General features: G+C 60.4%; 12 protein-coding genes. 6 read left to right on the plus strand and 6 right to left on the minus strand.

The window, feature by feature from the left end; translation table 11 throughout:
* Nucleotides 1–4 precede the first annotated feature (4 nt).
* On the minus strand, nt 5–3,055 hold the full coding sequence (fdnG, locus tag AB8804_RS09410; RefSeq protein ID WP_371185288.1) for a formate dehydrogenase-N subunit alpha: 3,051 nt from the start codon (nt 3,053–3,055) through the stop codon (nt 5–7).
* Nucleotides 3,056–3,436: 381 nt separating this feature from the next.
* Between fdnG and fdhD the strand changes: the two genes are divergently transcribed.
* Nucleotides 3,437–4,273: a formate dehydrogenase accessory sulfurtransferase FdhD gene (gene fdhD, locus AB8804_RS09415; protein ID WP_371185291.1), complete on the plus strand. Its 837-nt coding sequence runs from the start codon at nt 3,437–3,439 to the stop codon at nt 4,271–4,273.
* Nucleotides 4,274–4,387: 114 nt separating this feature from the next.
* Nucleotides 4,388–4,600 carry a DUF1471 domain-containing protein gene (locus AB8804_RS09420; protein ID WP_015569916.1) on the plus strand — a complete coding sequence of 71 codons (213 nt, stop codon included), beginning with the start codon at nt 4,388–4,390 and terminating at the stop codon, nt 4,598–4,600.
* Nucleotides 4,601–4,644: 44 nt separating this feature from the next.
* Here AB8804_RS09420 and AB8804_RS09425 read toward each other — a convergent pair whose 3' ends face one another.
* Nucleotides 4,645–4,968 (minus strand): AzlD domain-containing protein, encoded by a 324-nt coding sequence (locus tag AB8804_RS09425; RefSeq protein WP_371185294.1) that lies wholly within the window; start codon nt 4,966–4,968, stop codon nt 4,645–4,647.
* Nucleotides 4,968–5,627, minus strand: coding sequence for an AzlC family ABC transporter permease (locus AB8804_RS09430; protein WP_371185296.1), 660 nt, complete (start codon nt 5,625–5,627; stop codon nt 4,968–4,970). The genes AB8804_RS09425 and AB8804_RS09430 overlap by 1 nt, the downstream gene beginning before the upstream one ends.
* 102 nt (nt 5,628–5,729) lie before the next feature.
* Between AB8804_RS09430 and AB8804_RS09435 the strand changes: the two genes are divergently transcribed.
* From AB8804_RS09435 to AB8804_RS09450, 4 genes are all read left to right on the plus strand, one after another.
* Nucleotides 5,730–6,278 (plus strand): helix-turn-helix domain-containing protein, encoded by a 549-nt coding sequence (locus AB8804_RS09435; RefSeq protein WP_371185298.1) that lies wholly within the window; start codon nt 5,730–5,732, stop codon nt 6,276–6,278.
* Between the two features lie 17 nt (nt 6,279–6,295).
* On the plus strand, nt 6,296–7,291 hold the full coding sequence (locus tag AB8804_RS09440; protein ID WP_371185300.1) for a LacI family DNA-binding transcriptional regulator: 996 nt from the start codon (nt 6,296–6,298) through the stop codon (nt 7,289–7,291).
* A gap of 103 nt (nt 7,292–7,394) precedes the next feature.
* Nucleotides 7,395–9,518, plus strand: a complete 2,124-nt coding sequence (locus tag AB8804_RS09445) for an alpha-galactosidase (RefSeq protein WP_371185302.1) — start codon at nt 7,395–7,397, stop codon at nt 9,516–9,518.
* Nucleotides 9,519–9,562: 44 nt separating this feature from the next.
* Nucleotides 9,563–10,828 (plus strand): MFS transporter, encoded by a 1,266-nt coding sequence (locus tag AB8804_RS09450; protein ID WP_371185304.1) that lies wholly within the window; start codon nt 9,563–9,565, stop codon nt 10,826–10,828.
* Nucleotides 10,829–10,865: 37 nt separating this feature from the next.
* On the opposite strand, the gene rhaM is transcribed toward AB8804_RS09450, so the two are convergent.
* From rhaM to rhaD, 3 genes are read right to left on the minus strand one after another with little or no spacing between them, the layout of a single operon-like run.
* Nucleotides 10,866–11,180, minus strand: a complete 315-nt coding sequence (rhaM, locus tag AB8804_RS09455) for an L-rhamnose mutarotase (RefSeq protein ID WP_371185306.1) — start codon at nt 11,178–11,180, stop codon at nt 10,866–10,868.
* The gene (gene fucO / locus AB8804_RS09460) at nt 11,177–12,325 is read right to left on the minus strand and encodes a lactaldehyde reductase (RefSeq protein ID WP_371185308.1); all 1,149 of its coding nucleotides are present in this window, start codon (nt 12,323–12,325) and stop codon (nt 11,177–11,179) included. The genes rhaM and fucO overlap by 4 nt, the downstream gene beginning before the upstream one ends.
* Before the next feature lie 47 nt (nt 12,326–12,372).
* Nucleotides 12,373–13,203 (minus strand): rhamnulose-1-phosphate aldolase, encoded by an 831-nt coding sequence (gene rhaD / locus AB8804_RS09465; protein ID WP_371185310.1) that lies wholly within the window; start codon nt 13,201–13,203, stop codon nt 12,373–12,375.
* Nucleotides 13,204–13,258: the final 55 nt, after the last annotated feature.

A 13,258-nucleotide genomic window follows, 5' to 3' on the forward strand; every position in this document is an offset into this window, starting at 1 on the left:
TCCGTTACACCTTTTCCACGTTCACGAGGAAGGCCTTAAACTCCGGCGTCTGCGTGTTCGCATCGCCGACGAACGGCGTCAGGGTGTTCGCAATGAACCCTTTCTTCGCCACGCCCTCGTAACCCCAGTGAATCGGAATACCGATGGTATCCACCTGCTGGCCGTGAACGTTCAGCGTGCGAATACGCTTGGTCACCACCGCCTTGGCCTTGATGTAGCCGCGGTTGGAGGAGACCTTCACGGTATCGCCATGGGCGATGCCGAGCTTATCCGCCAGCTTCTCGCCGATCTCCACGAACTGTTCCGGCTGCGCGATGGCGTTAAGCAGCGCGTGCTTGGTCCAGTAGTGGAAGTGCTCGGTCAGACGGTAGGTGGTGCCCACGTACGGGAACTTGTCCTTTTTACCCAGCGCCTCAAAGTCGCCCTTGAAGATACGCGCGGCCGGGTTAGAGACCACGTTCGGGTGCAGCGGGTTGGTGCCCAGCGGCGTTTCAAACGGCTCGTAGTGTTCCGGGAACGGCCCTTCCGCCATCTTGTCGATAGCAAACAGGCGTCCCATCCCTTCAGGCTGCATGATGAACGGCCCGACGTCGCTGCCCGGTGCGGCAGTGCTGTAGTCCGGAATGTCCACGCCGCCCCACTTCGCGCCGTCCCACTTCAGAAGCTGACGCTTCGGATCCCACGGGTTGCCCTGCGGATCAGCGGAGGCGCGGTTATAGAGGATGCGGCGGTTCAGCGGCCACGCCCACGCCCAGCCCAGCGTATTGCCGAGGCCCGACGGGTCGGCGTTATCGCGGTTGGCCATCTGGTTGCCCTTCGGCGTCCAGCTGCCAGCGAAGATCCAGCAGCCGCTGGAGGTGGTGCCGTCATCGCGCAGGTGCGCAAAGGTGCTGAGCTGATCGCCTTTCTTCGCCAGCACGGTACCGGTCGCCGGGTCGATAACGTCCGCCAGCGCCTTGCCGTTGCTCTCCATCGCCACTTCTTCCGGCGCAGGGTTTTCCGGCGTCGAGTAGTTCCAGGTCATGTTCAGGACCGGTTCCGGGGTCGCGCCGCCTTCGGAGGCGTACATCTTACGCAGGCGCAAGAAGATGCCGGCCAGGATCTCGCCGTCGTTCAGGGCGATGCCAGGGGCGTCCGCGCCCTTCCAGTGCCACTGCAGCCAGCGGCCGGAGTTAACGATAGACCCGTTCTCTTCTGCGAAGCAGGTGGACGGCAGGCGGAACACTTCGGTCTGAATCTTCGACGGATCGACGTCGTTCGACTCGCCGTGGTTCTGCCAGAAGGTCGAGGTTTCGGTGTTGAGCGGATCAATCGTCACCAGGAACTTCAGTTTTGAGAGCGATTCGACAACCTTGTTCTTGTTCGGGAACGAGGCCACCGGGTTAAAGCCCTGGCAGATGTAGCCGTTGACCTGGCCCTGGTGCATCATTTCGAAATACTGAAGCACGTCGTAGCCTTTGTCCCACTTCGGCAGCCAGTCAAAGCCCCAGCTGTTTTCCGCCGTCGCCTTGTCGCCGTAGAAGGCTTTCATCAGCGAGACGAAGAACTTCGGATAGTTGCCCCAGTAGTTCACCTGGCCTTCGAGCAGCGGTTTTGGCGTGCTGGCCGTCAGGTAGGTTTGCAGGTCGGTTTGCTTCTCGCTCGGCAGGTTCATGTAGCCCGTCAGGCTCTGCGACAGCAGGCCGAGGTCGGTCAGACCCTGAATGTTGGAGTGGCCGCGCAGGGCGTTCACGCCGCCGCCCGCCATGCCCATGTTGCCGAGCAGCAATTGCACCATCGCCATGGTGCGAATGTTCTGCGCGCCGATGGAGTGCTGCGTCCAGCCGAGCGCATACAGGAACGACGCGGTCTTATCTTTGGCGCTGGTTTCCGCGATCATCTCGCAGACCTTCAGGAAGTCCGCTTTCGGCGTGCCGCAGATGTTTTCGACAACTTCCGGCGTGTAGCGGGAAACGTGCTCTTTCAGCAGGTTCCACACGCAGCGCGGGTGTTGCAGAGTGGTGTCGCGCTTCGCAAAGCCTTTTTCGTCCAGCTCGTAGTTCCAGCTGGTCTTGTCGTATTTGCGTTTTTCCGCGTCGTAACCGCTGAACAGGCCATCTTCGAAGCTGTAGTCCTCACGCACGATCAGGCTGGCGTTGGTATAAGCTTCGGTGTATTCGCGGTTGTATTTTTCGTTGGTCATCAGGTACAGCAGTACGCCTGACAGGAAAGTGATGTCAGTACCTGAACGAATAGGGGTGTAGAAATCCGCCACTGACGCCGTACGCGTAAAGCGGGGATCGATCACAATCAGCTTCGCGCCGTTGTGGATTTTGGCTTCCATCGCCCAGCGGAACCCGACGGGGTGCGCTTCAGCGGCGTTACCGCCCATCACCACGATAAGGTTGGCGTTTTTGATGTCGACCCAGTGGTTGGTCATCGCACCGCGACCAAATGTTGGAGCAAGACTTGCTACCGTTGGTCCGTGTCAGACGCGCGCCTGGTTGTCGACCGCGAGCATGCCGAGTGCGCGCGTGAATTTCTGGGTTAAATAGCCGGTTTCGTTGCTGGAAGCCGAGGCGCAGAGCATGCCGGTGGAGAGCCAGCGGTTGACCGTGACGCCGTCAGCGTTCTTAGCGATAAAGTTGGCATCGCGATCTTCTTTGATGAGTTTTGCGATGCGGTCAAACGCGGTTTCCCAGCTGATTTGCTGCCACTTATCGGAGCCTGGCGCACGATATTCCGGGAACTTCAGGCGGCTTTCAGAGTGGATAAAGTCCACCAGACCGGCCCCTTTCGGGCACAGCGCGCCGCGGTTAACCGGGTGATCCGGGTCGCCTTCGATGTGGAAAATAGACGCTTTGGCGTTTTTTGCACCGTCGCCGAGGCTGTACATTAACAGCCCACAGCCAACGGAGCAGTACGTGCAGGTGTTACGGGTTTCGCGGGTGCGCAGCAGCTTATACTGCCGCGTTTCCGCCAGCGCTACGCCTGGGGCAAAGCCCAGCGCCGCCGCCGTTGTGCCTGCCATACCGCCAGCGCAGATCTTAAAGAACTGCCTTCTGCTGACCTGCATGGGTCACTCCTTGGTTCATTTCGACATTGCTTTTCGTTTTTACGCTGCGGTTAAACGGTAACCACAGCGCTTAAAATTTGCGTTAAACCCTCAATTCCGCGAGGGATATATCCAGAATACCACAATGTCGGTAAGACTGTTCTTATCTGGTTAAAACAAAGTGAACGTATTATCACGGCATTGATTATAAAATGTGATAACGATCACTTTAAAGCCCTTACATGTTAAAGGGGTGTAGCGGCGTCCGCATTGCACCTCTCCTTAGTGAGTAGGTAAACTTGACGGGGATGGGTGACGAAAAGTTGATCCATACTATGCGCAGGGCCTGTGGTTTATGGTGCAATAGCAGGCTCACCTCCGTGGTTGTTCAGGAATACCGCTGTGTCTAAACAAAACCGTGTTAACCGTCCGTCGCCGCTGCCCGTGGGCATTGTCGAGCTGTCGGTACACAGACCGCCCCACGTTAGCGATGCCATCCCCGATTTCCTGGCGCAGGAAGTTCCCGTTGCGCTGGTCTACAACGGCATTTCGCACGTGGTGATGATGGCCTCGCCCAAGGATCTGGAGCTGTTTGCCATCGGGTTTTCCCTTTCAGAAGGCATCATTGAACATCCGCAGGAGATCTACGGCATGGAGGTGGTGCAGGCCTGCAACGGGCTTGAGGTGCAGATTGAGCTTTCAAGCCGACGCTTCATGGCGCTGAAAGAGCGCCGACGCGCGCTGGCCGGACGCACCGGCTGCGGCGTGTGCGGCGTGGAGCAGCTTAACGATATCGGCAAGCCCGTCGCGCCGCTCTCGTTTACCCAGACGTTCAACCTCGCCCATCTTGACCGCGCACTCGAGCACCTGAATGACGTCCAGCCCATCGGCCAGCTGAGCGGCTGTACGCACGCGGCGGCGTGGGTACTGGCGTCGGGAGAGATTATTGGCGGCCATGAAGACGTGGGTCGCCACGTGGCGCTGGACAAGCTGCTGGGGCGCAGGGCGCGCGAAAGCGAGGTTTGGCAGCACGGCGCCGCGCTGGTCTCCAGCCGCGCCAGCTATGAGATGGTGCAAAAGGCGGCGATGTGCGGCGTTGAAATCCTGTTTGCCGTCTCGGCGGCCACCACGCTAGCGGTTGAGGTGGCCGAGCGCTGCAACCTGACGCTGGTCGGCTTTTGCAAGCCGGGAAGGGCGACGGTGTATACGCATCCGCAGCGGTTAATTGTTGATCAATAAATTTGAATGATTTCTGCAAATCCTTCCGCTTTTAGTTGTTCGTGATGAGGTCTAGTATTTATCTCAACAAGGCGATACGCCTTATCCAAACAACTTACTGAAAGGGTTTATCTCATGAAAAGCATCAAAACTTTTGTCGCTGTTATCGCTCTGGCTGCTTCATTCGGTTCTTTCGCTGCGCAAACCGTGACCGCATCCGCCTCTACGCTGGACGGTGCTGAAGCGAAAATCGCCGCACAGGCTCAGGAAGCGGGCGCGTCCTCTTACAAAATTACCCAGGCGTTTACCGGTAACCGCGTACACATGACCGCTGAACTGAACAAATAAGTTAGCCGTCACACCGTCGAAAGAGCGCCCCAGGGGCGCTTTTTTTATTGCAGCCCCGCCAGGCGCAGCAGCGCGGTAACCACCGCCGCCGCCACGATCACCACAATTAACGGCATTTTGCGCCAGGCCAGGAACACCGCAAACGCCACGCCCAGCACGCGCGCCATACCGGCGAAATGCTCCCCTTCATAAAACGTTGTCGCCAGCGCCACCGAGAACAGCAGCACCGTTGCCGCATCCGACAGCAGCGCCTGCGAGCGCTCCGAGAGCGCCAGCCGGCTACCGAGCTTCGCCCCGCCGAGGCGCATCAGATAGGTTCCCGCCGACAGAATGGCGATGCCCAGAATAAAGACCGTCATGTTTTCCATTATTTCTTCCTCGCGGCCAGGCCGAGTAAAGAGAGCAGAACCGGCAGGCCCACCGGCGCGAACGGTACGGCGGCCAGCGACAGCACGGCGCCGCAGCAGGCGCGGATCAGCGTGGTGCGGTTTTTAAAGGCAGGCACCACCAGTGCCAGCAGGATGGCCGGGAATACCGCGTCCAGCCCGATGGTTTCCGGGTCCGGCAGCAGCTTTCCGACCATCGCCCCCAGCAGCGCGCCGAGCGGCCAGATAATCGCCACGCCCAGCCCGCACAGCCAGTAGGCGGCCTTGCGCTGCTCCGGCGTTTTCTGCGACAGGCCAAACACCACGCTTTCATCGTTCATGATGTGGCAGCCTAAAAAGCTCAGGCCGCGCTTGCCCACCAGCTCGCGCACCGTGACGCCAAACGGCACGTGGCGCGCGTTAACCAGCAGACCGGCCGCCGCCGCCGCGAGCGGATTTCCGCCGCTGGCCACGATGCCAATAAACATAAACTCCGAGGCCCCGGCCAGCACGGTGATCGACAGCACGAAGGGAACCCAGATCGGAAAACCGTAGGCCATCGCCAGCGATCCGTAGGACATCCCGACGACGCCCACCGCCAGGCAGACCAGGATGATTGCTTTTATGGTGTCGCCTTTCAGGCAGGAGAGATGATGCGTCATACAATTTTAGCCATATCGAACGAGTTTCCATTATAATGAACGCAACGAAATGGTTTTACAAGACGAACGATTTGTTCGATTTAACAAAATTAAGGGGCGTTTATGACGCAGCCAATTAGCGTGATCGCCAAAAGCCTGGTGCGTGAGCGCCTGAGAACCGGCCTTTCGCTGGCGGAAATCGCCCGCCGCGCCGGGGTCGCCAAATCGACGCTTTCGCAGCTGGAGTCCGGCAACGGCAACCCTAGCCTGGAAACGCTGTGGTCGCTGTGCGTGGCGCTGGATATTCCTTTTGCGCGCCTGTTCGAGCCGCAGCAGCCAACCACGCAGGTGATCCGCCGCGGAGAAGGCACGAAGGTGGTGGCCGGGCAGGCAAACTACGAGGCGATTTTGCTGGCGGCGTGTCCGCCGGGCGCGCGGCGCGACGTTTACCTGCTGCTGACCCAGCCGGGCGCGGACAGGATCTCCCAGCCGCATCCGCCGGGATCGGTGGAGCATATTATCGTGACGCAGGGGCGGGCGATGGTCGGGTTACTCGACGCGCCGGTAGAGCTCGGGGAAGGGGATTATATTTGCTACCCCGCCGACCAGGAGCATATCTTTAAGGCGCTGGAGCCGGACACGCACGCGCTGCTGGTGGCGGAACAGAACTAAAAACAATACGGAAAATTATGTCGCTTAAAGCCATTGCTAAAGAACTGGGGCTGTCTGTTACCACCGTCAGCCGCGCCCTCAACGGATATGACGACGTCTCCCGCGAGACGCGCGCGCGCGTGGAAGCGGAAGCCCAGCGCCGTGGCTACCGGCCAAACACATTCGCCCGCCGCCTGAAAATGGGCAAAATCGATGCCGTGGGCCTGGTGTTTCCCGTTCATCCCGTTCCGCTCAATAACAACGTTTTTATGGACATGGTCGGCGAAATTAGCCATGAACTGGCGCGACATGAAATTGACCTGCTGCTGATTGCCGATGACGATCTCGCCGATAAACACAGTTACATGCGCATGGTGCAAAGCCGCCGCGTGGACGCCCTGATTGTGGCGCACACGCTGGAGAACGACCCGCGCCTCGAGCAGCTTCAGGCCGCCGGGTTCCCGTTCCTGGCGCTGGGCCGCAGCCAGCTTTCACAGCCCTACGCGTGGTTCGATTTCGACAACTACGCCGGAACGCATCAGGCCACCCGCTGGCTTATCGACAAAGGCCATCAGCGCATTGCGCTGCTGGGCGAAAGCAACAACCAGGCGTTTATTACCCAGCGCCGCCATGGCTTTTTAGACGCGCTGCGCGAGGCCGGGCTGTCCAGCGAATGGCTCCGCGCGATGCCGCCGTCGCGCCGCGTCGGCTACGCCACCACCCGCGAACTGCTTGCTTTGCCGCAGCCGCCGACGGCCATCATCACCGACTGCAATACCCACGGCGACGGCGCGGCGATGGCGCTGGCCGAGCTTGGGCGCTTAACCGGCGATAATCCCGTCGCGCTGGTGGTTTATGACGGCCTGCCGCAGGACAGCATCGTCGATATCGACGTCGCGGCGGTGCGCCAGTCCACGCGCCAGGGCGTCGGCAGGCAGATTGCCGACATGGTGCGCCAGCTGATAAGCGGCGACGATATCGCCCAGCTTCAGGTGCTGTGGCAGCCAGAATTCTCCCCGGGCCAGACGGCCTAAAACCGCAAATTTTTAAAGCGGATCACAAATCCGAAACGTTTTGGTTTGTATCCGAAACGTTTCGGATCAACACTCAGGACATTCCGAAGACAGGAGATGTCCGATGCAAGACGCCATTTTACGACTCGAAAGCAACACCGTGGACGTGGTGATAAAAACCCATCCGTTCGCCGAAATTCTCTACTGGGGACCGCACCTTCAGCACTTTTCGCCGCAGGATGCCTCAAGCCTTGCGCGTCCGGTTGCCAACGGCAGGCTGGACGTCGATTCCCCGGTCACCCTGATGGCGGAGCTGGGCCACGGCCTGTTTGGCTCGCCGGGCATCGAAGGTCACCGCCTGGGATTAGACGGTTCCCCCGTCTTTACAACCACCGGCGTGCAGCAGCAGGGGCAAACCCTGACGGTGACGGCTGAAGATGCGCAGGCGGCCCTGCGTCTGACCAGCGAGCTGGCGCTGGATGCCAGCGGCGTACTGACGGTGCGCCACGGTGTAACCAACCTGAAAGCACAGCCGTGGCAGGTTGACCGCATTGCCGTGACGCTGCCTCTGGCCGAGCGCGCGCAGGAGGTGATGGCGTTTCACGGCCGCTGGATCCACGAATTCCAGCCGCACCGCGTTGAGCTGGAGCACGACAGCTTCGTGATTGAAAACCGCCGCGGCAAAACCTCCCATGAACACTTTCCGGCGCTGATTTCCGGCACGCCGTCGTTTGGTGAAATGCAGGGCGACGTGTGGGGCGTACATCTGGGATGGAGCGGCAACCACCGCCTGCGGGTGGAAGCCAAAACCGACGGTCGCCGCTACGTTCAGGCAGAAGCGCTCTATCTGCCGGGTGAAATGGCGATCGATGAAGGCGAAACGCTCTGGACGCCGCGCCTCTACGCAAGCTACTCCGCGCACGGGCTGAACGGCATGAGCCAGCAGTTCCACCGCTACCTGCGCGAGAATATCATCCGCTTCCCTGACAACAAGCCGCGCCCGGTACACCTCAACACCTGGGAGGGGATCTACTTCAGCCACGATCCGGCCTACATCATGAAGATGGCCGACGAAGCGGCGGCGCTGGGCGTGGAGCGCTTTATTATTGACGACGGCTGGTACAAGGGCCGCAGCGACGACCGCCGCGCGCTCGGCGACTGGTATCTGGACGAGAACAAATACCCCAACGGCCTGACGCCGGTGATCGACCACGTTAAGGCGCTCGGCATGGAGTTTGGCATTTGGGTCGAGCCGGAGATGATAAGCCCCGATTCCGATCTGTATCGCGCTCATCCAGACTGGGTTCTGGCGCTGCCGGGCTATGCGCAGGCCACCGGGCGGCACCAGCTGGTGCTCAATCTGAACATTCCCGAAGCGTTTGAGTATCTTGTCGAACGCATGAGCTGGCTGCTGGGCGAGCACGACGTGGACTACGTGAAGTGGGACATGAACAGGGAGCTCGTGCAGCCGGGGCACCACGGCAAAGCCGCCGCAGACGCTCAGACGCGCCAGTTCTACCGCCTGCTGGACGTACTGGGCAAGCGCTTCCCGCGCGTTGAGTTTGAATCCTGCTCCTCCGGCGGCGGGCGTATTGATTACGAGGTGCTGACCCGCAGCCACCGCTTCTGGCCGTCCGATAACAACGACGCGCTGGAGCGCAACACGATCCAGCGTGGGATGAGCTATTTCTTCCCGCCGGAGGTGATGGGCGCGCACATCGGTCATCATAAATGCCACGCGACGTTCCGCCAGCACGATATCGCCTTCCGCGGCCTGACCGCGCTGTTTGGTCATATGGGGCTGGAGCTGGATCCCCTCACCGTCGATGAACAAGAGCGCGAAGGCTATCGTCATTATGCTGCGCTGCATAAGCAGTGGCGCGAGGTGATCCACACCGGCACCCAGTGGCGTATCGATATGCCGGATGCCGCCACGCTGGCGCAGGGTATAGTGAGCGACGATAAGAAGCAGGGGTTGTTTATCGTTAGCCAGCTTAAGATGCCGGACTACACCCTGATGATGCCGCTGCGCATGCCGGGGCTGGAGGCCAGCGCGCAGTACCGCATCACGCTGCTCGATCACCCGAATATTCGCTTAACGGGCGAGGGCGGGCACACCATGCGCAAGCTGCCGGCGTGGATGGACGCGCCGCAAACGGCAAGCGGCGAGTGGCTGATGCAGGCGGGCATTGCGCTGCCGATTCTGGATCCGGAAACCGCCATCCTGATTGGCGTTGAACGCGTGTAAGGGTGATGGGCCGGGCACCCGGCCCTCCGTTGAGGATAAAAATAATGAATACAACAACCTGTACCCACAAAGACAACCCTAACTTCTGGATCTTCGGGCTGTTCTTTTTTCTCTACTTCTTCATTATGGCCACCTGCTTTCCGTTCCTGCCGATCTGGCTGTCGGACATCATCGGCCTGAATAAAACCCATACCGGGATCGTCTTCTCCTGCATCTCGCTGTCAGCCATCGCTTTTCAGCCGGTGCTGGGGGTGATTTCGGACAAGCTGGGGCTGAAAAAGCACCTGCTGTGGATTATCGCGGTGCTGCTGTTTTTGTTTGCGCCGTTCTTTCTGTACATCTTCGCGCCGTTGCTGAAGGCCAACATCTGGCTTGGGGCGCTGAGCGGCGGGCTGTATATCGGCTTTGTCTTCTCGGCGGGATCGGGGGCGATTGAGGCCTACATAGAACGCGTGAGCCGTAACAGCTTCTTTGAATACGGCAAAGCGCGCATGTTTGGCTGCCTCGGCTGGGGGCTGTGCGCCTCCACGGGCGGGATACTGTTCGGCATCGATCCGTCTTACGTCTTCTGGATGGGCTCGGCGGCTGCGCTGCTGCTGATGCTGCTGCTGGTGGTAGCCAAACCGCAGCCCAACCAAACGGCGCAGGTCATGAATGCGCTGGGCGCTAACCAGCCGCAAATCACGGCGAAAACGGTCTTCAACCTGTTCCGCCAGCGCAGAATGTGGATGTTCATCCTCTATGTCATTGGCGTCGCCTGCGTCTACGACGTGTTTGACCAGCAGTTTGCGACCTTCTTTAAAAGCTTCTTCACCTCGCCGGAAGCGGGAACCCGCGCCTTCGGATTTACGACGACGGCAGGAGAAATGTGCAATGCAATTATCATGTTCTGCTCGCCATGGATCATTAACCGCATCGGGGCCAAAAACACGCTGCTGATTGCCGGGCTGATCATGGCGACGCGCATCATCGGCTCATCGTTTGCCACCACCGTGACAGAAGTGATCGCCCTGAAGATGCTGCACGCGCTGGAGGTTCCGTTCCTGCTGGTGGGCGCGTTCAAATACATTACCGGCGTGTTCGACACTCGCCTTTCCGCGACGATCTACCTGATTGGCTTCCAGTTTGCCAAGCAGGCGGCAGCAATTTTCCTCTCCGCCTTCGCCGGGAATATGTATGACCGGATCGGCTTCCAGGATACCTACCTGATGCTGGGCTGTTTTGTTCTGACGATGACGGTAGTGTCGGCATTTACCCTGAGCAGCAAGCAGGACATTGCCGCACGCAGTAATACGGTAGAGGTCAGCTAGCGAGGAATGCTGCCGCGAAGGCGGCAGCGTTAGCGGGTTACGCTAAATAAAACACCTCTTTTAACGCCGCGCTCACCGGGCTGTTGTCCGGGTTCGACGGCATGACCTCGCGCATGTGCTTCCACCAGCGCTGGCACGCGTCGGTGTTCGCCACCGCGTTCCAGCGCTCCTCCGATTCGATTTCAACGGTCGCAAACAGCAGGCTGCGTTCCTCGTCGAGCCAGATGGCGTAATGGTGCGCGCCGTGGTCTTTCAGCACCGCTTCCAGCTCGGGCCAGATGGGGTTGTGGCGGCGTTCGTACTCGTCGTGCGCGTCCGGGTTAACCTGCATCACAAAGGCTTTGCGGATCATAATGCCTCCAGATAAAGCGCACGGACCTCTTCGCGGCTGGCAGCGCGCGGGTTGCACGGCGCGCACGGGTCGGCGAGGGCGTTGTCCAGCCAGCCGTCGATGTCGGATTTCGTCACGCCAAGCGCGCTAAAGCCGGACGGAATGCCGACGCGGACGCTCAGGTCGCGGATGGCCTGGATCGCCGCCGTGCTGGCGGCTTCGTCGCTCATGCCGCGGGTGTCTACGCCCATCGCCTGCGCCACGCGGGCAAAGCGCGCGACGGCGTTCGGGCGGTTAAAGTTTTCAACGATCGGCAGCAGGATGGCGTTGCAGACGCCGTGAGGCAGGTCGTGCGTCGCGCCCGGCTGGTGCGCCAGCGCGTGAACCAGCCCCAGACCGGCGCTGTTAAACGCCATGCCTGCCAGATACTGACCAAACGCCATCTGCTCGCGGGCTTCCAGATGGTGACCGTCGTCGACCGCTTTCGGCAGCCAGAGGGCGATCAGGCGGATCGCTTCCAGCGCGTTGGCGTCGGTCAGCGGGTGCGCGCCCACGGAGACGTACGCTTCGATAGCGTGAGTCAGGGCGTCCATGCCGGTGGCGGCGGTCACGGAGGCCGGGATATCAAGCATTACGCTGGCGTCATCCACCGCGATGTCCGGGATGATGTTGGAATCGATAATCACCTCTTTTACGTGGCGCTCGGCGTCGATGATCACCGCGTTGCTGGTCATCTCCGCCGCGGTGCCCGCGGTGGTATTGATGGCGACCAGCGGCACGCCCGCGTTTTTCACCTTGCCGACGCCGGAGTAGGCGGTAGACGGCCCCGGATTCGCGGTGAGGATTTTAATCGCCTTGGCGGTGTCGATCGGGCTGCCGCCACCGAAGGCGATCACGAAATCGCACTCCGCGTCCCGATAGGCCGCGTAGCCTTTCTGCACCAGCGCTTCCGTTGGGTTTGGAAACACCTCGTCGAACAGGTGATACGACATCTGGTGAGCGTCCAACGCGGTGAACAGGCTGTCGAGCAGCCCCAGCTTCACCAGCTGGCCGTCGGTGACGATCAGCGCTTTACCCCACTGCTTGTTCGCCACCAGTTTGACCATGTCGCCGATCGCGCCCGTGCCGTGCAGGCTGATTTTCGGCAGCGCCAACATAAAACTCATGATAATTCTCCTTAACTCTCGCTGAGCGTCTTAGGTCTGCGAGGCGGTTACGCGTACAAATCCAGCGCCGACTGCATCGGGCTGACGCCAAAGCGTTTGCCCAGCGCGATCAGCTCTTCCCGGGTGATGGTTTGCTTCATGCCGCCCATGGAATAGACCTTCACCAGCACCTCGGCCGACTTCTCGGCGGTGTCGATCAGGCCGAAGGTTTCGTCCAGCGTCGGGCCGCTGCCGAAGACGCCGTGGAACGGCCACAGGACGAGAGAGTGCTTTTGCATATCCCTCGCGGTCGCCTGGCCGATCTCATCCGTGCCCGGCACCATCCACGGCAAAATGCCCACGCCGTCCGGGAAGACCACCAGGCATTCGGTGCTCCCTTCCCACAGCTTGCGGGTGATGAACTCGGCGCTGTTTTCCAGCACGTAGGTCAGGGCGATCAGGTTGGTGGCGTGGCAATGCATGATCACGCGGTCTTTGCCGCCGGTTGCCGTCATGCGCTCGCAGTGCGAGAGGAAGTGCGCAGGCAGTTCGGAGGTGGGAACGGCGTCGTCCGTCAGGCCCCAGAGGATAAAGTAGCCCGCGCCGTCGCTGTCTACCTTCACGACGCCGAGGTTGGCCTGCGGGTCGAGCTGCACGTTGCGGAAAAATTTGCCGGAGCCGGTGACGATAAACGGCGTATTCGCGAGCTGCGGCATCGGCTGGCTCAGCGCGATATAGCGCGGCGTCTGGTGGAAATCGGCGGCGTACGGCTCGATGTCCGCCTCATCCAGGCGCAGCGTCAGGTTGCCGCCGTTGCGTTCGTCCCAGCCCTTCAGCCAGGCGTCGGAGGTGGCTTTGATCATGCCCTGGACGAACCAGGAGTGGGTGATGGTTTGCATAGTTTTCTTTTCCATTTATCGCGGTGAGAGTTTCCCCTCACCCTAACCCTCTCCC

This window comes from Enterobacter sp. KBR-315C3_2022, assembly GCF_041399425.1.
Taxonomy (GTDB): Bacteria; Pseudomonadota; Gammaproteobacteria; order Enterobacterales; family Enterobacteriaceae; genus Enterobacter.